The following is a 19,791-nucleotide window of genomic DNA, read 5'->3' as shown; positions in this document are numbered from 1 at the left end:
CCGTGTCGGCGGCTGTCGCTGGCGTGCTAAGGGCGGACCAGTCTTCTGGAATGCATTATGAAACACCTTCTTGTTCTGCTTGGCGCCCTTGCGGCGCAACCCGCCCTTGCAGGCGACACGGTCCCATCCCTTGCGGCCGGCGGGTCCGACTGGGGCGGTTTTCATGCGGGGGTCCAGGTGGGCCATATGACGAACGCCCTCGATTACCGGGGCCGCACGTTCCAGTCGGGCAGCACCGAGACCTGGGGTCTTCACGCGGGCTATACCCATGATTTCGGCCCGCATGTCCTGGGTGCCGAGGCCGACGTCAACCGCTTCCGGGGCGGCAATGCCGACCTGATCCGCATCAAGGGCAAGGCGGGTGTCGATCTGGGGCGATACCAGCCCTATCTGGTGATCGGCGCCGCGCGCCTGTCGGGCGACGGCGTGACCGAAGCGGCCCCCATGTTCGGCGTCGGGGGCGACTGGAAGGTGACGGACCGCTTCACCGTCGGCATCGAATACACCTACCACGAGTTCGAGGACGTGCTGGAGGACGAGACCGGCTTCAGCGGCTACGATCTGGAACTTGAGCTTGTCAACGCGCGGGCGTCCTGGCGATTCTGACGGCTTGCCGCAGGGCGGCGGGCGTGACCTATTGGCGGCACCAGTCCAGCAAGGGAACGCCATGAGCCAGACACAGCCGGCCACGCAGCCGCCCCCCAGCCCCACGATCCGCACCATCGCCATGCCGGCCGACACCAACCCGGCGGGCGACATCTTCGGCGGCTGGCTGATGAGCCAGATGGACCTTGCCGCCGGATCGGTCGCGGCCCTGACCGCGCGGGGCCGCAGCGCCACCATCGCGGTCGAGGGAATGAAGTTCCACCGTCCCGTCAAGGTCGGCGACGAGGTGTCGCTTTACGCCGAGCTGGTCCATGTCGGGCGCACCTCCATGCGCATCCATGTCGAGGCATGGCGCCGCGAGCGCGACCGCGACAGCGGCGAGCAGGTGACCGAGGCGACCTTCACCTTCGTCGCCCTGGACGAAGACGGGGCGGCGCGGCCGATCAGGCAGGCCTGATCCTGCGTTTCCCCGCTTGACGCGACCTTTCGCAAATCCTATCAGGGCCGCACTGCAGGGGTTTAGCTCAGTTGGTAGAGCATCGGTCTCCAAAACCGAGGGTCGTGGGTTCGAGTCCCCCAACCCCTGCCAGTCTTCCGCACATCAATCGTCGTCACGTCGCAGGCTTTCGCGAGCCAGGGCCGCAACCAGATCCGTCCGCGTGACGATGCCGACGATGCGACCGTCCTCCAGCACGGGCACCGCGTCCGTGTCGCTTGAGGCAAGCTGCGGCAGCAGGGCGGCGATCGGCGTATCGGGCCGGGCCGTGGGCAGGCGGGTTCCCATGACATCGGCGGCGCGCAGGTCGCCGCCCGCGCGCGACAGCCTGCCGTCGGGGCGAAACTGGGCATGGGTCCGTGCGATCAGGTGCAACTGGAAGATCACGCCCAGATAGCGGCCGTCCGGCCCTACGACCGGCAGCGAAGTGAAGCCGTGGCGCGAGAAAAGCGCGGCGACCTCCAGCAGGGGGGTGTCCGGCGCCACCGTCACCAGGTCGCGGGACATGATGTCGCGGGTGGTCTGTGCCTTGGTGCGGTGGCTTGCGGCCTGCATCTCGGCCGCGGCAAGCAGGCGGGCCAGATCCTCGACCCCGAGGTTCAGGGACTGGTTGTAGCGCACGAGAATCCGCGACAGCTCGTCCTCGGTCAGGCCGAGGCGCTCGGGCGGGGCGGGATCGGCGGTGCCGTTGGGGTTCGGCTCGCCGAACTGGCGGAACGGATAGCGCCGCCCGGTCGCATGGGCGTAAAGCACGGCGATCCCCACCAGAAGGGTGGTCCCGACCATGACGGGCAGGAAGGCGAAGCCCAGGCCCAGCGGGGCGATCTTGTCGGCGCCGATGGCCACCGTCATCGCCACGGCCCCGCCCGGCGGATGCGTCGCCCGGCAAAGCGCCATGGCCATGATCGCCACCCCGACCGAGGCCGGCACCGCGATCAGCGGGTTGGTCGTCAGACGGCAGATCAGCAGCGCCACCAGGGCCGACATCGTGTTGCCGACGATGGCGGGCCAGGGCTGTGCCAGGGGGCTGTTCGGGGCGGCGAAGATCAGCACCGATGTCGCCCCGAAGGGCGCGATCAGATAGATCCCCAACCAAAATTCCGGCGCGATGACGATGGCAAGGCCCGCCGCCGCGGCAAGGCCGATGATCGCGCCGGCGCCCGCCCGCAGCGCCTCGGTCGCAGGAATGGCGGCTGTGGACGGGCCAAGCGCGCGGAGACGCGGATGGCCGGCCATTTCGACAAGGCGTCGCACGGCAAGTTCCCCTTTCGGTTGCGAGGCGATCCCTAGGAATATGCCGGCAGGCGCGCAAGACGTCGGATGCCGGTCCGGGACCTTTGGCGCGTAAAGCTTGAACTGCAAGGCCGGGCGCGCTACATCCCGCGCTGCAAAGTTCAAGGAGCCTGCCGTGGCCAATCCCGTCCAGTTCATCAACCAGGTCCGCGCCGAGGCTGCCAAGATCTCCTGGCCGACGCGCCGCGAGGTGATCACGACCACCATCATGGTGCTGATCCTGGCCGCGCTGTTCAGCGTGTTCTTTTCGCTGGTGGACCTTGCCATCCGCTTCGGCATCACCGAGGGGCTGAGCCTGATCAGCAACTGATCGGGGCTTGCATTTTGGGTCAAAGGGGGGTATTTGCCCCCGACTGTCCGACAGGCGGCGTGCATCGAATCCGCATGCGCGCCGATTTCAATTTTGGCGGACGCATTGGAATTCATGGGATTGCCCGGCATCTGGGGTGATTCCCTTTTGACGGAACAGGGGTCGATCGGAACATGGCAAAGCGTTGGTATTCGGTCAGCGTCCTGTCGAACTTCGAGAAGAAGGTCGCCGAGGCGATCCGGCAGGCCGTCGCCGAGAAGGGCCTGGAAGAACAGATCGACGAGGTGCTGGTCCCGACCGAGGAAGTGATCGAGATCCGTCGCGGCAAGAAGGTGACGTCAGAGCGCCGCTTCATGCCGGGCTATGTGCTGGTCCACATGGACATGTCGGACCGGACCTACCACTTGGTGAACTCGATCAACCGGGTCACCGGGTTCCTCGGCGCGCATGGCAAGCCGATGCCCATGCGCGACGACGAAGTGAACGCGATGCTGAACCGCAGCGGAACGGGCGAGGCCGTGGCCCCGCGCAACCTGATCCGCTTCGAGATCGGCGAGAAGGTCAACGTGACCGACGGGCCGTTCGACGGCTTCTCGGGCATGGTCGAGGAGGTGGACGAGATCTCGTCCCGCCTGAAGGTCACGGTGTCGATCTTCGGCCGGCCCACGCCGGTCGAACTGGAATTCACGCAGGTTTCCAAGGCCTCGTGATCGTCTGCGGGAGGCTGGAAGCCGCACCGCTAAGTCGGCCTGCATCGCAGGCGTGATGATAAGGAGAAGGCCCTATGGCCAAGAAAGTTGTCGGCAGCCTCAAGCTGCAAATCAAGGCGGGTCAAGCCAACCCGTCGCCCCCCGTCGGCCCGGCTCTGGGTCAGCGCGGCATCAACATCATGGCATTCTGCAAGGAGTTCAACGCTCGCACGCAGGAAATGGAACAGGGTTCGCCCGTTCCCGTCGTGATCACCTATTACGCCGACAAGTCGTTCAGCTTCGAGACGAAGACCGCGCCCGCGTCCTTCCTGCTGAAGAAGGCCGCAGGCCTGAAGCCGGTCGGCAAGCGCAACCGCGCCAAGGGTTCGGACAAGCCGGGCCGCACGGTCGCCGGTTCCGTGACCGTCAGGCAGGTGCGCGAGATCGCGGAAGCCAAGATGAAGGACCTGTCGGCCAATGACGTCGATCAGGCCATGAAGATCATCCTCGGCTCTGCCCGGTCGATCGGTATCGAGGTGAAAGGCTAAGCCATGGCGAAGATTTCCAAGAAAAAAGCCGCCGCCCGCGCGCAGTTCGAAGGCAAGGCCAACCTGACCGTCGAGGACGCGATCACCCTGCTGAAGGGCGCGGCGTCCGCCAAGTTCGACGAGACGGTCGAGATCGCGCTGAACCTGGGCGTCGATCCGCGCCACGCCGACCAGATGGTCCGTGGCGTCGTGACGCTGCCCGCCGGCACCGGCAAGGACGTCCGCGTCGCCGTCTTCGCCCGCGGTCCCAAGGCTGACGAAGCCAAGGCCGCCGGTGCGGATATCGTCGGCGCCGAGGACCTGATGGAGACCATCCAGTCCGGCAAGATCGAGTTCGACCGTTGCATCGCGACGCCGGACATGATGCCGCTGGTCGGCCGCCTGGGCAAGATCCTCGGCCCGCGCAACCTGATGCCGAACCCCAAGGTCGGCACCGTGACGGTTGACGTGAAGGGCGCCGTGGAAGCCGCCAAGGGCGGCGAGGTCCAGTTCAAGGCCGAGAAGGCGGGCGTCGTCCATGCCGGCATCGGCAAGGTGTCGTTCGATGCCGACAAGCTGGCCCTGAACCTGCGCGCATTCGTGGACGCGGTCAGCCGTGCCAAGCCCTCGGGCGCGAAAGGGACCTACATGAAGAAGGTCTCGATCAGCTCGACCATGGGGCCGGGCGTGTCGGTGGACGTGGCCTCGGCAACGGCCAACTGAGAATTTTCCGGTGAAAGCCGGGAATGGCGGGGCGAAATGCCGCCCCGTCCTGTCCGAGACGGAGGGTGCCGGGAAACCGGCTTAATGTCCTTCCTGAGATGGGGAAGCATTTTTCCGAAGGACTCCTTCGGGTGATCTTGCCCTAGACGGACCCGACCTGCCCTTCGGGGCGGGAAAGTGAGAGCCGGGGGGAAACCCCCAACTTGGAGTGAAACCGTGGATAGAGCACAAAAAGAACAGGTGGTCGAAGAACTCGGCCAGATCTTTGAAAGCTCTGGCGTCGTGGTGGTTGCCCACTACGAGGGGATGACGGTTGCACATATGCAGGACCTCCGCTCGCGCATGCGCGAAGCCGGCGGTTCGGTTCGCGTGGCCAAGAACAAGCTCGCCAAGATCGCCCTGGAAGGTAAGCCTTGCGCAAGCATCGCCGACTACCTGACGGGCATGACCGTGATCACCTATTCGGAAGATCCGACGGCTGCTGCCCGGATCGCCGACAAGTACGCCAAGGACAACGAACGCTTCGTGATCCTGGGCGGTGCAATGGGTGACTCGGCCCTGGACCCGGCCGGTGTGAAAGCCGTCGCCTCGATGCCGTCGCGTGAAGAGCTTATCGCTCAGATCGTGTCCTGCCTCGGTGCGCCTGCTTCCAGCATCGCCGGTGCCATTGGCGCGCCTGCCTCGAACATCGCGAGCATCCTCACGACCCTTGAGGAACGTGAGGCTGCGTAAGCAACCAATCCCCGCGTGTGGTTGAAAACCCGACGTTGGAACCCTAACTGAAAGAACGGAAAAATGGCTGATCTGAACCAACTCGCCGAACAAATCGTGGGCCTGACCCTGCTGGAAGCCCAGGAACTGAAGACGATCCTGAAGGACAAGTACGGCATCGAGCCCGCCGCCGGCGGCGCCGTCATGATGGCTGGCCCGGCCGCTGGCCCGGCTGAAGCCGCCGAGGAAAAGACCGAATTCGACGTCGTCCTGGTCGAAGCCGGCGCCAACAAGATCAACGTGATCAAGGAAGTTCGCGGCATCACCGGCCTGGGCCTGAAAGAAGCCAAGGACCTGGTCGAAGCCGGCGGCAAGGTGAAGGAAGGCGCTTCCAAAGCCGACGCCGAGGAAATGAAGAAGAAGCTCGAAGCGGCTGGCGCCAAGGTCGAGCTGAAGTAATCGGCCGCCAGGCTGGTTGAAAAAGGGGCAGGGTCCGGATTTTCCGGTCCCTGCCGAACCTGTCTTGAAGGGCGGTCTGGGTCAGACAATCCTTCAGGGCATGTTCAAGGTTCGGGAGCCGCGCGGTGGGACGGGCGGCATGAATGGGACCTTACCCCTGCATTCGTAGGCCCGTGTCCTGGGTGCCCCGACCAGGACCGCGCGCGAAGACGAAAGGTGACAAGACCTCATGGCGCAATCCTATGTCGGCCAGAAGCGTATCCGGCGCTACTACGGCAACATCCGCGAAGTGCTGGAGATGCCGAACCTCATCGAGGTTCAGAAATCCTCGTACGACCTGTTCCTGAACTCGGGTGAGGGCACCGGCCATCACGACGGCGAAGGCATCCAGGGCGTGTTCCAGTCGGTCTTCCCGATCAAGGACTTCAACGAGACCGCGACGCTGGAATTCGTCAAGTACGAGCTGGAACGCCCGAAATACGACGTGGACGAGTGCCAGCAGCGCGACATGACCTATGCCGCGCCGCTGAAGGTCACGCTGCGCCTGATCGTGTTCGATGTCGATGAAAACACCGGCGCCAAGTCGGTCAAGGACATCAAGGAACAGGACGTCTTCATGGGCGACATGCCCCTGATGACCCAGAACGGCACGTTCATCGTGAACGGGACCGAGCGCGTCGTCGTGTCGCAGATGCACCGCTCGCCCGGCGTGTTCTTCGACCATGACCGGGGCAAGACCCATTCCTCGGGCAAGCTGCTGTTCGCCTGCCGCATCATTCCCTATCGCGGATCGTGGCTGGACTTCGAGTTCGACGCCAAGGATCTGGTCTTCGCGCGCATCGACCGCCGCCGCAAGCTGCCGGTGACGACGCTGCTTTATGCGCTGGGCATGGACCAGGAAGGCATCGTGGATGCCTTCTACGAGACCGTGGACTATAGCCTGCGCCGCGAGGGCCGGTCGCAGGGCTGGGTCACGCGCTTCTTCCCCGAACGCGTGCGCGGCACCCGTCCGTCCTATGACCTGGTCAATGCCGACACCGGCGAGGTCATCACCAAGGCCGGCGACAAGGTCACGCCGCGCCTGGTGAAGAAGCTTCAGGAATCGGGCGAGGCCCTGAACCTGCTGGTTCCGTTCGAGCGCATCATCGGCCGCTTCGTCGCCAAGGACATCGTCAACGATACCACCGGCTTCATCTATGCCGAGGCGGGCGACGAGATCACGGCGGAATACGACCGCGATGGCGAATTGAACGGCGGCCTGCTCAAGGTCCTGCTGGACAACGACATCACCGAGATCCCGGTGCTGGACATCGACCATGTCAACGTCGGCCCCTACATCCGCAACACGATGGCCGCCGACAAGAACATGAGCCGCGAGGGTGCCCTGATGGACATCTATCGCGTCATGCGCCCGGGCGAGCCCCCCACCGTGGAAGCCGCGCAGACGCTGTTCAACAGCCTGTTCTTCGACAGCGAACGCTATGACCTGTCCGCCGTGGGCCGGGTCAAGATGAATATGCGCCTGGATCTGGACGCGCCGGACACCCAGCGGACGCTGCGCCCCGAAGACATCGTGGCCTGCGTTCGCGGCCTGGTGGAACTGCGCGACGGCAAGGGCGAGATCGACGACATCGACCACTTGGGCAACCGCCGGGTGCGTTCGGTCGGCGAGTTGATGGAAAACCAGTATCGCGTCGGCCTGCTGCGCATGGAACGCGCCATCCGCGAACGCATGTCGGGCGTCGAGATCGACACCGTCATGCCGCAGGACCTGATCAACGCCAAGCCGGCGGCGGCTGCCGTTCGTGAATTCTTCGGCAGCAGCCAACTGTCGCAGTTCATGGACCAGACCAACCCGCTGTCCGAAGTGACGCACAAGCGTCGCCTGTCGGCCCTCGGGCCGGGCGGTCTGACGCGCGAGCGTGCGGGCTTCGAGGTGCGCGACGTTCACCCGACCCATTACGGCCGGATGTGCCCGATCGAGACGCCGGAAGGCCAGAACATCGGCCTGATCAACTCGCTGGCGACCTTCGCCCGCGTGAACAAGTACGGCTTCATCGAAACCCCCTACCGCAAGGTTGTGGAGGGTCGCGTGACCGACGACGTGGTCTACATGTCCGCGACCGAGGAAATGCGACACACCGTTGCTCAGGCCAACGCGACGCTGGACGCCGAAGGTCGCTTCGTGGACGAGCTGATCTCGACCCGCCAGGCGGGCGACTTCACCCTGAACCCAGTCGATGCTATCGACCTGATCGACGTGTCGCCCAAGCAGCTGGTTTCGGTCGCAGCAGCCTTGATCCCGTTCTTGGAAAACGACGACGCCAACCGCGCGCTGATGGGCTCGAACATGCAGCGCCAGGCGGTTCCGCTTCTGCGGGCCGAGGCGCCGTTCGTCGGCACCGGCATGGAAGCGACTGTTGCGCGCGACTCGGGGGCTGCCATCATGGCGCGCCGGGGCGGGGTGATCGACCAGGTCGATGCGCAGCGTATCGTCGTGCGCGCGACCGAAGGTCTGGGTGCCGGCGATGCGGGCGTGGACATCTATCGTCTGCGCAAGTTCAAGCGCTCGAACCAGTCCTCGACCATCAACCAGCGTCCGCTGGTCAAGGTGGGCGAGAAAGTCGTGGGCGGTCAGGTGATCGCGGACGGTCCCTCGACCGACCAGGGCGAACTGGCCATCGGCCGCAACGTGGTCGTGGCCTTCATGCCCTGGAACGGGTACAACTACGAGGACTCGATCCTGATTTCCGAGCGGATCCACCGCGACGACGTGTTCACCTCGATCCATATCGATGAATACGAGGTCGCGGCCCGCGATACGAAGCTGGGGCCTGAGGAGATCACCCGCGACATCCCGAACGTCGGCGAGGAAGCCCTGCGCAACCTCGACGAGGCCGGCATCGTCTATATCGGCGCCGAGGTCGGGCCGGGCGACATCCTTGTGGGCAAGATCACCCCCAAGGGCGAAAGCCCGATGACGCCGGAAGAAAAGCTGCTGCGCGCCATCTTCGGCGAAAAGGCGTCCGACGTGCGCGACACGTCCTTGCGCCTGCCGCCGGGGGCTTACGGGACCATCGTGGAAGTCCGCGTCTTCAACCGCCATGGTGTGGACAAGGATGAACGCGCCCTGCAGATCGAGCGCGAGGAAGTCGAGCGTCTGGCGCGTGACCGCGACGACGAACAGGCGATCCTGGACCGCAACATCTATGCGCGCTTGAAGTCGCTGATCCTGGGCAAGACCGCCGTGAAGGGTCCGAAGGGGATCAAGGCCAACAGCGAGATCACCGAGGATCTGCTGGGCACGCTGTCGCGCGGCCAGTGGTGGCAGCTTGCCGTCAGCGAGGAAGACACCGCCAAGGAAGTCGAGGCGCTGAACCATCAGTATGACGCCCAGAAGAAGGCCCTCGAGGCCCGCTTCGAGGACAAGGTCGAGAAGGTCCGTCAGGGCGACGACCTGCCGCCGGGCGTGATGAAGATGGTCAAGGTCTTTGTCGCCGTGAAGCGCAAGCTTCAGGCGGGCGACAAGATGGCCGGCCGTCACGGCAACAAGGGCGTCGTGTCCAAGGTCGTCCCGATCGAGGACATGCCGTTCCTGGCGGACGGCACCCCGGTCGACCTGGTGCTGAACCCGCTGGGCGTGCCGTCGCGCATGAACGTCGGCCAGATCCTGGAGACCCACATGGGTTGGGCATCGCGCGGTCTTGGCATCAAGATCGACGAGGCGCTGGAGGACTATCGCCGCAACGGCGACATGGCTCCGGTCCGCGAGGCGATGCGCATCGGCTATGGCGACGACATGTATGCCGAGACCTTCGACGGCATGGATGACGACCTGCTGGTGGAACACGCCAACACGGTGCGCACCGGCGTTCCGATTGCCACGCCCGTCTTCGACGGCGCGAAAGAGGCGGACGTGAACGACGCGTTGCGGCGGGCGGGCTTCGACACCTCGGGTCAGTCCGTGGTCTTCGACGGCCGCACGGGCGAGCAGTTCTCGCGCAAGGTGACGGTGGGCATGAAGTATGTCCTGAAACTGCACCACCTTGTCGATGACAAGATGCACGCACGTTCGACCGGGCCGTACTCGCTTGTCACGCAGCAGCCGCTGGGCGGCAAGGCGCAGTTCGGCGGCCAGCGTCTGGGTGAGATGGAGGTCTGGGCGCTGGAAGCCTATGGCGCCGCCTATACCTTGCAGGAGATGCTGACGGTCAAGTCGGACGACGTCGCGGGCCGGACCAAGGTCTACGAGTCCATCGTCAAGGGCGACGACAACTTCGAGGCCGGCGTGCCGGAATCGTTCAACGTGCTGGTCAAGGAGGTCCGGGGTCTGGGCCTCAACATGGAACTCCTGGATGCGGAGGAGGACGAGTAACGGTGCGTGCAAGCACGCACCCTACCATGCCGTAGGGTGCGTGATCTTCACGCACCGTCTCTCCCCCGCGCCCTTTCATTAGGAAAAAAGAATGAACCAGGAACTCGCCACCAATCCCCTGAACCCGCTGGCCCCGCCGCGGCAGTTCGACGAAATCAAGATCTCGCTGGCCTCGCCCGAGGAAATCCTCGCCTGGTCCTATGGCGAGGTGAAGAAGCCGGAAACGATCAACTACCGCACGTTCAAGCCCGAGCGTGACGGTCTGTTCTGCGCGCGCATCTTCGGTCCGATCAAGGACTACGAATGCCTGTGCGGCAAGTACAAGCGCATGAAGTATCGCGGCCTGGTCTGCGAGAAATGCGGCGTGGAAGTGACCCTGCAGAAGGTCCGCCGCGAGCGGATGGGCCATATCGAGCTGGCCGCGCCGGTCGCGCATATCTGGTTCCTGAAGTCGCTGCCGTCGCGCATCGGCCTGATGCTGGACATGACGCTGCGCGATCTTGAGCGGATTCTCTATTTCGAGAACTACGTCGTCATCGAGCCGGGCCTGACCGACCTGACCTATGGCCAGTTGCTGACCGAGGAGGAATTCCTCGACGCGCAGGACAACTTCGGCGCCGACGCCTTCCAGGCGGACATCGGGGCCGAGGCGATCCGCGCGATGCTGGCCAACATCGACCTGGCCGCCACCGCCGAGCAGCTGCGCGAGGATCTGAAGGAAGCCACGGGCGAGCTGAAGCCCAAGAAGATCATCAAGCGCCTGAAGATCGTCGAGTCCTTCCTGGAATCGGGCAACCGTCCCGAGTGGATGGTGCTGACCGTGATCCCGGTCATCCCGCCGGAACTGCGTCCGCTGGTTCCTCTGGACGGCGGCCGGTTCGCGACGTCGGATCTGAACGACCTGTACCGCCGCGTCATCAACCGCAACAACCGCCTGAAGCGCCTGATCGAGCTTCGCGCGCCCGACATCATCGTGCGCAACGAAAAGCGGATGCTGCAGGAATCCGTCGATGCGCTGTTCGACAACGGCCGTCGGGGCCGCGTCATCACCGGGAACAACCGTCGCCCGCTGAAGTCGCTGTCCGACATGCTGAAGGGCAAGCAGGGCCGCTTCCGCCAGAACCTGCTGGGCAAGCGCGTGGACTTCTCGGGCCGGTCGGTCATCGTGACCGGACCGGAACTGAAGCTGCACCAGTGCGGCCTGCCCAAGAAGATGGCGCTGGAGCTGTTCAAGCCGTTCATCTATTCGCGGCTCGAGGCGAAGGGCCTGTCGTCCACCGTCAAGCAGGCCAAGAAGCTGGTCGAGAAGGAACGCCCCGAGGTCTGGGACATCCTGGACGAGGTGATCCGCGAGCATCCGGTCCTGCTGAACCGCGCGCCGACGCTGCACCGCCTGGGCATCCAGGCGTTCGAGCCGATCCTGATCGAGGGCAAGGCGATCCAGCTGCACCCGCTGGTCTGCTCGGCCTTCAACGCCGACTTCGACGGCGACCAGATGGCCGTGCACGTCCCGCTGTCGCTGGAAGCTCAGTTGGAAGCGCGCGTCCTGATGATGTCCACGAACAACGTGCTGTCGCCCGCCAACGGCGCGCCGATCATCGTGCCGTCGCAGGACATGGTTCTGGGCCTGTATTACACGTCGATGCAGCGCGACGGCATGAAGGGCGAGGGCATGGCCTTCGCCACCGTGAACGAGGTCGAGCACGCCCTTGCCGCAGGCGAGGTGCATCTGCACGCGCGTATCACCGCGCGCATCAAGCAGATCGACGAGAACGGCAACGAGGTCGTCAAGCGGTTCGAGACCACGCCGGGCCGCGTCCGGCTGGGCGCGCTGCTGCCGATGAACGCCAAGGCGCCGTTCGAGCTGGTCAACCGCCTGCTGCGCAAGAAGGACGTGCAGCACGTCATCGACACCGTCTACCGCTACTGCGGGCAGAAGGAATCGGTGATCTTCTGCGACCAGATCATGGGCCTCGGCTTCCGCGAGGCGTTCCGCGCCGGCATCAGCTTCGGCAAGGACGACATGGTGGTGCCCGACAACAAGTGGACCATCGTCGAGGAAGTCCAGGAGCAGGTGAAGGAGTTCGAGCAGCAGTATCTCGACGGCCTGATCACCCAGGGCGAGAAGTACAACAAGGTCGTGGACGCCTGGTCGAAGTGCAACGACCGCGTGACCGAGGCCATGATGTCCACCATCTCGGCCACCAAGAAGGACGCGAACGGCGCCGAGATGGAGCCGAACTCGGTCTACATGATGGCGCATTCCGGTGCGCGGGGTTCGACCAACCAGATGAAGCAGCTGGGCGGGATGCGCGGGTTGATGGCCAAGCCCTCGGGCGAGATCATCGAGACGCCGATCATCTCGAACTTCAAGGAAGGCCTGACCGTTCTTGAATACTTCAACTCGACCCACGGCGCCCGGAAGGGTCTGTCGGACACGGCACTGAAGACGGCGAACTCGGGCTATCTGACCCGTCGTCTGGTGGACGTGGCGCAGGACTGCATCATCCGCGAGCATGATTGCGGAACCGAGCAGGCGATCACCGCTTCGGCGGCGGTCAACGACGGCGAGGTCATCAGCCCGTTGTCCGAACGCGTGCTGGGCCGGACTGCTGCCGAAGACGTGCTGGTTCCGGGCGAGGACGAGATCATCGTCCGCGCGAACGAGGTGATCGACGAACGCAAGGCCGACGCCATCGAGGCGGCGGGCGTGCAGACCGTGCGCATCCGCTCGGCCCTGACCTGCGAATCCGAGGACGGGATCTGCGCGCTGTGCTATGGCCGCGACCTGGCCCGCGGCACGCTGGTCAACATCGGCGAGGCGGTGGGCATCATCGCTGCCCAGTCGATCGGCGAACCCGGCACGCAGCTGACGATGCGGACCTTCCACATCGGCGGCATCGCGCAGGGCGGCCAGCAGTCGTTCCAGGCGGCGTCCCACGAGGGCACGGTCCAGTTCCGCAACGAGAACATCCTGACCAACGCCAATGGCGAACAGGTCGTGATGTCGCGCAACATGCAGTTGCTGATCCTGGACGACCAGGGGCAGGAACGCGCCAGCCACAAGCTGTTCTACGGCTCGAAGCTGTTCGTGAAGGAAGGCGAACGGGTCATCCGTGGCGCCAAGCTGTTCGAATGGGACCCCTATACCCTGCCGATCATCGCCGAAAAGGCGGGCGTCACGAAGTTCGTCGACCTTCTCTCGGGGATTTCGGTCCGCGACGAGACGGACGATGCGACCGGCATGACGCAGAAGATCGTGACCGATTGGCGTTCCGCGCCGAAAGGCAACGACCTGAAGCCCGAGATCATCATCATGGATGAGAACGGCGATCCGGTCCGCAACGAACAGGGCAACCCGATCAGCTATCCGATGTCGGTGGACGCGATCCTGTCGGTCGAGGACGGCCAGGAAATCCGCGCGGGCGACGTGGTGGCGCGTATTCCGCGGGAAGGCGCACGGACCAAGGACATCACCGGGGGTCTGCCCCGCGTGGCCGAACTGTTCGAGGCCCGTCGTCCCAAGGACCACGCGATCATTGCCGAGATCGACGGCTATGTCCGCTTCGGCAAGGACTACAAGAACAAGCGCCGCATCACCATCGAGCCGTCGGAAGACGGTGCCGCGCCCGTCGAGTACATGGTGCCGAAAGGCAAGCACATCCCGGTGCAGGAAGGCGACTTCGTGCAGAAGGGTGACTACATCATGGACGGCAACCCGGCCCCGCACGACATCCTGCGGATCATGGGGATCGAGGCGCTTGCGGACTACCTGATCGACGAGGTGCAGGACGTCTATCGTCTGCAGGGCGTGAAGATCAACGACAAGCACATCGAGGTGATCGTCCGCCAGATGCTGCAGAAGATCGAGATCACCGACAGCGGGGACACCACCCTGCTGAAGGGCGAGCATGTCGAGCGCGACGAGTTCGAGGAAGAGAACGCCAAGATCGAAGCCAAGGGGGGCCGTCCGGCCCAGGGCGAGCCGGTGCTGCTGGGCATCACCAAGGCATCGCTGCAGACCCGCAGCTTCATCTCGGCCGCATCGTTCCAGGAAACGACCCGCGTGCTGACCGAGGCGGCCGTCCAGGGCAAGCGCGACAAGCTGCTTGGCCTGAAGGAGAACGTCATCGTCGGCCGCCTGATCCCGGCCGGCACCGGCGGCGCCACCGCCCGCGTCCGCCGCATCGCGACCGAGCGTGATGCCGAGGTGATCGAGGCGCGCCGCGCCGAGGCCGAGGCCGCCGCGGCCCTGATCGCGCCGGCCATGGAAGAGGTTGCATCCGACCGTGTCGCCGACCTGCCCGAAGGCCGCGGCGACGAGTGATCGTCCGCACCATGAACCACGGAAAGGCCCGGCCCTGCGCCGGGCCTTTTCATGTCCGGCCAGCTTGACAGCGCCGGCGGAATGACCCTCTGTCCGCAGAGAGGACGAGGTTTTCATGCGTACCCCCATCATGTCGCCGATCCGCCGGATGAAACCGGCGTCCATCCGTCCGGCGGTGCCTCTGCCCGGCGACAACCTGCGGGGCGCAAGCCTCATGGCGTTGTGCATGGTGGCCTTCGGGCTGAACGACACGGTGATGAAGTTCGTCGCCCAGGACCTGCCGCTTTACCAGGCGATCACCCTGCGTGGCCTGGTCGTCATGGCCTTCATCGTCGCCGTGGCGCCGAGGCTGGGCGGCCTGAGCCTGCGCATTCCCGCTGCCGCGCGGCGGCCGATGGCCTGGCGCATGGTGGGCGAGGTCGCCTCGACCATCCTGTTCCTCAATGCCTTGCAGAACATGGCGATGGGCGATCTGTCCGCGATCATGCAGGCCCTGCCGCTGGTGGTCATGGTTGCCGCCGCATTGTTCTTTGGCGAGACGCTGGGCTGGCGCCGCATCAGCGCCGTGATCCTGGGCTTCCTGGGCGTTCTGCTGATCCTGCGGCCGGGCGGCAGCGTGTTCGGCCCTTGGGCGGTGGTCGCCATGGGCGCGATGGCCATGGTCGCGCTGCGCGATCTTGCGACACGCGGCTTCGGCCGCGACATCAGTTCGGCGACGATCGCCTTTTACGCCGCCGCCGGGGTCACGCTGGTCGGCCTTGTCGTCAGCCTGGGGCAGGGATGGGTCATGCCCAGCCTGTCGCAGGCGCTGCTGCTGGTCCTGGGCGGGGCCTTCCTCACGGTCGGCTATGTCACCGCGGTGGCTTCCATGCGGGTGGGAGAGATTTCTTACGTGGCGCCGTTCCGCTATACCTCGCTGCTGGTGGCGATCGTCATGGGGCTGATCGTGTTTGGCGAATGGCCGGATCTGTGGACCTGGGCCGGATCGGCCCTGGTGGTCGCCGCGGGCATCTACACGATCCTGCGCGAGGCCAAACTGGGCAAGGTTCGCTGATGCGGGTGCAGATGCTGGGCCTGTGCCGGTTCTCCTACGTCGGCCTGCGTGGCTACCAGAGGGACCACGCCAGCATCGAGGAACGCCGCGCCTTTCTCTACGACCCCGAGCGGCTGGCCCGGCGATGGCTGTGGTTCACCACGCTGGCGCTGCCGGGCTGGCTGGCCCAGACCGATCCCGACTTCACGCTGGTGATCATGACCGGCCCCGACCTGCCCGAGCCCTATCTGTCGCACCTGCGGGATCTGGGGGCGGCGACGCCGCAACTGCGGCTGGAACTGGTCGCGCCGATGGATCGGCACCTGGAAGCCTGCCGGACGGCCATCGCACCCCATGTCGAACCAGCGGCGGATGTGGTGGGCCATTTCCGCCATGACGACGACGATGCCGTGGCGGTGGACTATGTCGCCTCGGCGCGCAGGGACTTCGCGGCGGTGCGGGGCCTGTGGCAACCCGAGCGCCGGCTGTCGCTGGACCATTCCCGGGGGCTGATGCTGCGCGCCGGGGCAGGGGGGCTTCAGTTCACCCCACGGATCGCGCACAACATGGGCGTGGCCCTGACGATCTTCCTGCCCCCGGACCAGCCGCAGACGGCGCTTCACTTCAACCATACCAGGCTGCCGCTGTGGATGCCCGGCGTGGCGGTCACGCGGCCGCTGATGTTCATCCGCTCGATCCATGCCGACAGCGACTCGGGCGACATGGGGCCGGGTATCCCATGGGAGATCGGCGAAGGCGACCTGGACCGCCAACTGGCCCGTCGCTTCGCGCTGCGCCGCGACATCCTGGAGGGTCTGGCAGGCCGGCTGTCCGGGGCGGCGGGGGGCCGGTCTTGTTGACACCCCAGTCGATTCCCCATATACGCCCCACACCCGGCGGGAAACCGCTTGGGGCCAGAACCTTCTGTGGTCATGATCCGGGCCTCTAACCGCCCCGATCCTCTGGAATTTTCCCGTCCACCCTGGGAAACCGGGGCCGGATGGGTTTGGCATTTCGCGATTCGCGTGAAATGCCGTCGAGAAGCGGCGCAACCGGTCGGTTGCGAGTATTGACAGAGCAAGACGGGGAACCGAATGCCTACGATCCAACAGCTGATCCGCAAACCGCGGCAGCCCAAGGTGCAGCGCTCGAAGTCGCAGCACCTTCAGGGCTGTCCGCAGAAGCGCGGCGTCTGCACGCGCGTCTACACCACGACGCCGAAGAAACCGAACTCCGCTATGCGTAAGGTGGCAAAGGTCCGCCTGACGAACGGCTTCGAGGTCATCTCCTACATTCCGGGCGAAAAGCACAACCTGCAGGAACACAGCGTCGTGCTGATCCGCGGCGGCCGCGTGAAAGACCTTCCGGGTGTCCGTTACCACATCCTGCGCGGTGTGCTGGATACCCAGGGCGTCAAGGATCGTCGCCAGCGTCGTTCGAAATACGGCGCGAAGCGTCCGAAGTAAGGAGAGGCATCAATGTCCCGTCGTCACGCCGCTGAAAAGCGCGAAGTCCTGCCCGACGCCAAGTATGGCGATCGCGTGCTGACCAAATTCATGAACAACCTGATGGTTGACGGCAAGAAATCGGTTGCCGAGCGCATCGTCTATTCGGCCCTGGACCGCGTCCAGTCCCGCCTGAAGCGCGAACCGATCGAGGTCTTCCACGAAGCCCTGGATAACGTGAAGCCGTCCGTCGAAGTGCGCTCGCGCCGCGTCGGCGGTGCCACCTACCAGGTTCCGGTCGAGGTCCGTCCGACCCGCCGCGAGGCCCTGGCGATCCGCTGGCTGATCACCGCCGCCGCCAAGCGCAACGAACATACGATGGAAGAGCGTCTTGCGGGCGAACTGGCCGATGCCGTGAACGGCCGCGGCACCGCTGTCAAGAAGCGCGAAGACACGCACAAGATGGCCGACGCCAACAAGGCGTTCAGTCACTACCGCTGGTAAGGCAAAAGGATTCAGACCATGGCACGCGAATATCCGCTGCAGCGTTACCGTAACTTCGGCATCATGGCCCACATCGATGCCGGCAAGACGACGACGACCGAGCGCATCCTTTACTACACCGGCAAGTCGCACAAGATCGGCGAAGTGCATGACGGCGCCGCGACCATGGACTGGATGGAGCAGGAACAGGAGCGCGGCATCACGATCACGTCTGCCGCGACCACCACGTTCTGGCAGCGCCAGGAAGACCCGACCACCGAAGGGACTTCGGACACGAAGTACCGCTTCAACATCATCGACACGCCGGGCCACGTGGACTTCACCATCGAGGTGGAGCGCTCGCTGGCCGTTCTGGACGGCGCGATCTGCCTGCTGGACGCCAATGCCGGCGTCGAGCCGCAGACCGAGACCGTCTGGCGCCAGGCCGACCGCTACAAGGTTCCGCGGATCGTGTTCGTCAACAAGATGGACAAGATCGGCGCGGACTTCTTCAACTGCGTGAAGATGATCAAGGACCGCACCGGCGGCACCCCGTGCCCGATCGCCCTGCCGATCGGCGCCGAGGACAAGCTGGAGGGCATCGTCGACCTCGTGAAGATGGAAGAGTGGGTCTACAAGGGCGAAGACCTCGGCGCGAGCTGGGTCCGTCAGCCGATCCGCGACGAGCTGAAGGACCTGGCCGACGAGTGGCGTTCGAACCTGATCGAACTGGCCGTCGAGCAGGACGACGCTGCCATGGAAGCCTATCTGGAGGGCAACGAGCCCGACGAGGCGACCCTGCGCAAGCTGATCCGCCAGGGCACCCTGTCGCTGTCGTTCTTCCCGGTCACCGCAGGCTCCTCGTTCAAGAACAAGGGCGTGCAGCCGCTTCTGAACGCCGTCATCGACTATCTGCCGTCGCCGCTGGACGTGCCCGCCTACATGGGCTTCGCGCCGGGCGACGAGAGCGAGACCCGCAACATCGAGCGGACCGCCGATGACGCGCAGCCCTTCTCGGGCCTCGCGTTCAAGATCATGAACGATCCCTTCGTGGGCTCGCTGACCTTCACGCGGATCTATTCCGGCGCGCTCAAGAAGGGCGACCAGATGCTGAACGCGACCAAGGGCAAGCGCGAGCGCGTCGGCCGGATGATGATGATGCACTCGATCAACCGCGAGGAGATCGAGGAGGCCTTTGCAGGCGACATCATCGCGCTGGCGGGTCTGAAGGACACCACCACGGGCGACACGCTGTGCGATCCCGCCAAGCCGGTGGTTCTGGAAACCATGACCTTCCCCGAACCCGTGATCGAGATCGCCGTGGAGCCGAAGTCCAAGGCAGACCAGGAGAAGATGGGCCTCGCCCTTCAGCGCCTGTCCGCCGAAGACCCCTCCTTCCGCGTCGAAACCGATCTGGAATCGGGCCAGACCATCATGAAGGGCATGGGCGAACTTCACCTCGACATCCTGGTTGACCGCATGAAGCGCGAGTTCAAGGTCGAGGCGAACATCGGCGCCCCGCAGGTGGCCTATCGCGAGACGATCAGCCAGCCGGCCGAGATCGACTACACGCACAAGAAGCAGACCGGCGGTACCGGCCAGTTCGCGCGCGTGAAGCTGCAGATCGATCCGACCCAGCCGGGCGAGGGCTACTCGTTCGAATCCAAGATCGTCGGCGGTGCGGTTCCGAAGGAATACATCCCGGGCGTCGAGAAGGGCATCAAGTCGGTCATGGACTCGGGTCCGCTGGCGGGCTTCCCGGTGATCGACTTCAAGGTCGCGCTGATCGACGGCGCCTTCCACGACGTCGACTCCTCGGTCCTGGCTTTCGAGATCGCCTCGCGCGCTGCCATGCGTGAAGGCCTGCGCAAGGCCGGTGCGAAGCTGCTGGAACCGATCATGAAGGTCGAGGTGGTGACGCCGGAAGAATACACCGGCTCGATCATCGGCGACCTGACCAGCCGTCGCGGCATGGTCCGCGGGCAGGACTCGCGCGGCAACGCCAATGTCATCGACGCCTTCGTGCCGCTGGCCAACATGTTCGGCTACATCAACAACCTGCGCTCGATGTCTTCGGGCCGCGCGGTGTTCACGATGCAGTTCGACCATTACGAGGCCGTGCCGCAGAACATCTCGGACGAGATCCAGAAGAAATACGCCTGATCGGCGGGGCGGGGCGAAAGTCCCGCCCGTTCCACGACAACGATGAATTAAGGAGCCCTGCTTATGGCAAAGGCAAAGTTTGAACGGACGAAACCGCACGTCAACATTGGCACGATTGGTCACGTTGACCACGGCAAGACGACGCTGACGG

17 protein-coding genes and 1 tRNA gene are annotated in these 19,791 nt (G+C 64.9%); 17 read left to right on the top strand and 1 reads right to left on the bottom strand.

Annotated features, from left to right (window positions below):
* Positions 1 to 57 precede the first annotated feature (57 nt).
* The 3 genes from J0F76_RS08890 (at position 58) to J0F76_RS08880 (ending at position 1,195) form a co-directional block, all read left to right on the top strand.
* Complete coding sequence (locus tag J0F76_RS08890; protein ID WP_207468160.1) at positions 58 to 606, top strand: outer membrane protein; 549 nt, start codon at positions 58 to 60, stop codon at positions 604 to 606.
* 61 nt (positions 607 to 667) lie between these two features.
* Positions 668 to 1,063, top strand: a complete 396-nt coding sequence (locus tag J0F76_RS08885; RefSeq protein WP_207468158.1) for an acyl-CoA thioesterase — start codon at positions 668 to 670, stop codon at positions 1,061 to 1,063.
* A gap of 56 nt (positions 1,064 to 1,119) precedes the next feature.
* Positions 1,120 to 1,195: transfer RNA gene (locus tag J0F76_RS08880), tRNA-Trp, on the top strand.
* Positions 1,196 to 1,207: 12 nt separating this feature from the next.
* On the opposite strand, the gene J0F76_RS08875 is transcribed toward J0F76_RS08880, so the two are convergent.
* The gene (locus tag J0F76_RS08875; RefSeq protein WP_207468241.1) at positions 1,208 to 2,338 is read right to left on the bottom strand and encodes an HPP family protein; all 1,131 of its coding nucleotides are present in this window, start codon (positions 2,336 to 2,338) and stop codon (positions 1,208 to 1,210) included.
* A gap of 172 nt (positions 2,339 to 2,510) precedes the next feature.
* Between J0F76_RS08875 and secE the strand changes: the two genes are divergently transcribed.
* The 14 genes from secE to J0F76_RS08805 all read left to right on the top strand — a co-directional run.
* Positions 2,511 to 2,705, top strand: coding sequence for a preprotein translocase subunit SecE (gene secE, locus J0F76_RS08870; protein WP_207468156.1), 195 nt, complete (start codon positions 2,511 to 2,513; stop codon positions 2,703 to 2,705).
* Between the two features lie 173 nt (positions 2,706 to 2,878).
* The gene (gene nusG / locus J0F76_RS08865) at positions 2,879 to 3,415 is read left to right on the top strand and encodes a transcription termination/antitermination protein NusG (protein ID WP_207468154.1); all 537 of its coding nucleotides are present in this window, start codon (positions 2,879 to 2,881) and stop codon (positions 3,413 to 3,415) included.
* Between the two features lie 74 nt (positions 3,416 to 3,489).
* The gene (rplK, locus tag J0F76_RS08860; protein WP_207468151.1) at positions 3,490 to 3,942 is read left to right on the top strand and encodes a 50S ribosomal protein L11; all 453 of its coding nucleotides are present in this window, start codon (positions 3,490 to 3,492) and stop codon (positions 3,940 to 3,942) included.
* 3 nt (positions 3,943 to 3,945) lie between these two features.
* Positions 3,946 to 4,644, top strand: a complete 699-nt coding sequence (rplA, locus tag J0F76_RS08855) for a 50S ribosomal protein L1 (RefSeq protein ID WP_207468149.1) — start codon at positions 3,946 to 3,948, stop codon at positions 4,642 to 4,644.
* A gap of 216 nt (positions 4,645 to 4,860) precedes the next feature.
* Positions 4,861 to 5,376: a 50S ribosomal protein L10 gene (gene rplJ, locus J0F76_RS08850; protein WP_207468146.1), complete on the top strand. Its 516-nt coding sequence runs from the start codon at positions 4,861 to 4,863 to the stop codon at positions 5,374 to 5,376.
* Between the two features lie 63 nt (positions 5,377 to 5,439).
* The gene (gene rplL, locus J0F76_RS08845; RefSeq protein WP_207468144.1) at positions 5,440 to 5,814 is read left to right on the top strand and encodes a 50S ribosomal protein L7/L12; all 375 of its coding nucleotides are present in this window, start codon (positions 5,440 to 5,442) and stop codon (positions 5,812 to 5,814) included.
* Between the two features lie 229 nt (positions 5,815 to 6,043).
* Entirely contained in the window at positions 6,044 to 10,189 is a 4,146-nt protein-coding gene (gene rpoB / locus J0F76_RS08840) for a DNA-directed RNA polymerase subunit beta (RefSeq protein ID WP_207468142.1), read from the top strand.
* A 91-nt stretch (positions 10,190 to 10,280) separates the two neighbouring features.
* Positions 10,281 to 14,516 (top strand): DNA-directed RNA polymerase subunit beta', encoded by a 4,236-nt coding sequence (gene rpoC, locus J0F76_RS08835; RefSeq protein ID WP_207468134.1) that lies wholly within the window; start codon positions 10,281 to 10,283, stop codon positions 14,514 to 14,516.
* 115 nt (positions 14,517 to 14,631) lie between these two features.
* Complete coding sequence (locus J0F76_RS08830) at positions 14,632 to 15,570, top strand: DMT family transporter (RefSeq protein ID WP_207468131.1); 939 nt, start codon at positions 14,632 to 14,634, stop codon at positions 15,568 to 15,570.
* Positions 15,570 to 16,409 (top strand): glycosyltransferase, encoded by an 840-nt coding sequence (locus tag J0F76_RS08825; RefSeq protein ID WP_207468129.1) that lies wholly within the window; start codon positions 15,570 to 15,572, stop codon positions 16,407 to 16,409. The genes J0F76_RS08830 and J0F76_RS08825 overlap by 1 nt, the downstream gene beginning before the upstream one ends.
* Before the next feature lie 234 nt (positions 16,410 to 16,643).
* Positions 16,644 to 17,015, top strand: coding sequence for a 30S ribosomal protein S12 (gene rpsL / locus J0F76_RS08820; RefSeq protein WP_022705687.1), 372 nt, complete (start codon positions 16,644 to 16,646; stop codon positions 17,013 to 17,015).
* Between the two features lie 12 nt (positions 17,016 to 17,027).
* Entirely contained in the window at positions 17,028 to 17,498 is a 471-nt protein-coding gene (rpsG, locus tag J0F76_RS08815) for a 30S ribosomal protein S7 (protein ID WP_207468126.1), read from the top strand.
* A gap of 18 nt (positions 17,499 to 17,516) precedes the next feature.
* Positions 17,517 to 19,640, top strand: a complete 2,124-nt coding sequence (fusA, locus tag J0F76_RS08810) for an elongation factor G (protein WP_207468119.1) — start codon at positions 17,517 to 17,519, stop codon at positions 19,638 to 19,640.
* Positions 19,641 to 19,703: 63 nt separating this feature from the next.
* Positions 19,704 to 19,791, top strand: an 88-nt coding sequence (locus J0F76_RS08805) for a GTP-binding protein (protein ID WP_199260480.1), incomplete at its 3' end; no start/stop codon positions are given.

Source organism: Paracoccus fontiphilus (assembly GCF_017356265.1).
Lineage (GTDB): Bacteria > Pseudomonadota > Alphaproteobacteria > Rhodobacterales > Rhodobacteraceae > Paracoccus > Paracoccus fontiphilus.
This window is presented reverse-complemented; position numbering and strand designations above follow the sequence as displayed.

What these genes read in the sequence shown, in the direction of transcription:
- rplK (WP_207468151.1), top strand. Translation starts at nt 3,490, where the DNA reads ATGGCCAAGAAAGTTGTCGGCAGCCTCAAGCTGCAAATCAAGGCGGGT.
- nusG (WP_207468154.1), top strand. Translation starts at nt 2,879, where the DNA reads ATGGCAAAGCGTTGGTATTCGGTCAGCGTCCTGTCGAACTTCGAGAAG.
- rpsL (WP_022705687.1), top strand. Translation starts at nt 16,644, where the DNA reads ATGCCTACGATCCAACAGCTGATCCGCAAACCGCGGCAGCCCAAGGTG.
- J0F76_RS08875 (WP_207468241.1), bottom strand. Translation starts at nt 2,338, where the DNA reads ATGGCCGGCCATCCGCGTCTCCGCGCGCTTGGCCCGTCCACAGCCGCC.
- J0F76_RS08830 (WP_207468131.1), top strand. Translation starts at nt 14,632, where the DNA reads ATGCGTACCCCCATCATGTCGCCGATCCGCCGGATGAAACCGGCGTCC.
- J0F76_RS08885 (WP_207468158.1), top strand. Translation starts at nt 668, where the DNA reads ATGAGCCAGACACAGCCGGCCACGCAGCCGCCCCCCAGCCCCACGATC.
- rplL (WP_207468144.1), top strand. Translation starts at nt 5,440, where the DNA reads ATGGCTGATCTGAACCAACTCGCCGAACAAATCGTGGGCCTGACCCTG.
- rpsG (WP_207468126.1), top strand. Translation starts at nt 17,028, where the DNA reads ATGTCCCGTCGTCACGCCGCTGAAAAGCGCGAAGTCCTGCCCGACGCC.
- rpoB (WP_207468142.1), top strand. Translation starts at nt 6,044, where the DNA reads ATGGCGCAATCCTATGTCGGCCAGAAGCGTATCCGGCGCTACTACGGC.
- fusA (WP_207468119.1), top strand. Translation starts at nt 17,517, where the DNA reads ATGGCACGCGAATATCCGCTGCAGCGTTACCGTAACTTCGGCATCATG.
- rplA (WP_207468149.1), top strand. Translation starts at nt 3,946, where the DNA reads ATGGCGAAGATTTCCAAGAAAAAAGCCGCCGCCCGCGCGCAGTTCGAA.
- J0F76_RS08890 (WP_207468160.1), top strand. Translation starts at nt 58, where the DNA reads ATGAAACACCTTCTTGTTCTGCTTGGCGCCCTTGCGGCGCAACCCGCC.
- J0F76_RS08825 (WP_207468129.1), top strand. Translation starts at nt 15,570, where the DNA reads ATGCGGGTGCAGATGCTGGGCCTGTGCCGGTTCTCCTACGTCGGCCTG.
- rpoC (WP_207468134.1), top strand. Translation starts at nt 10,281, where the DNA reads ATGAACCAGGAACTCGCCACCAATCCCCTGAACCCGCTGGCCCCGCCG.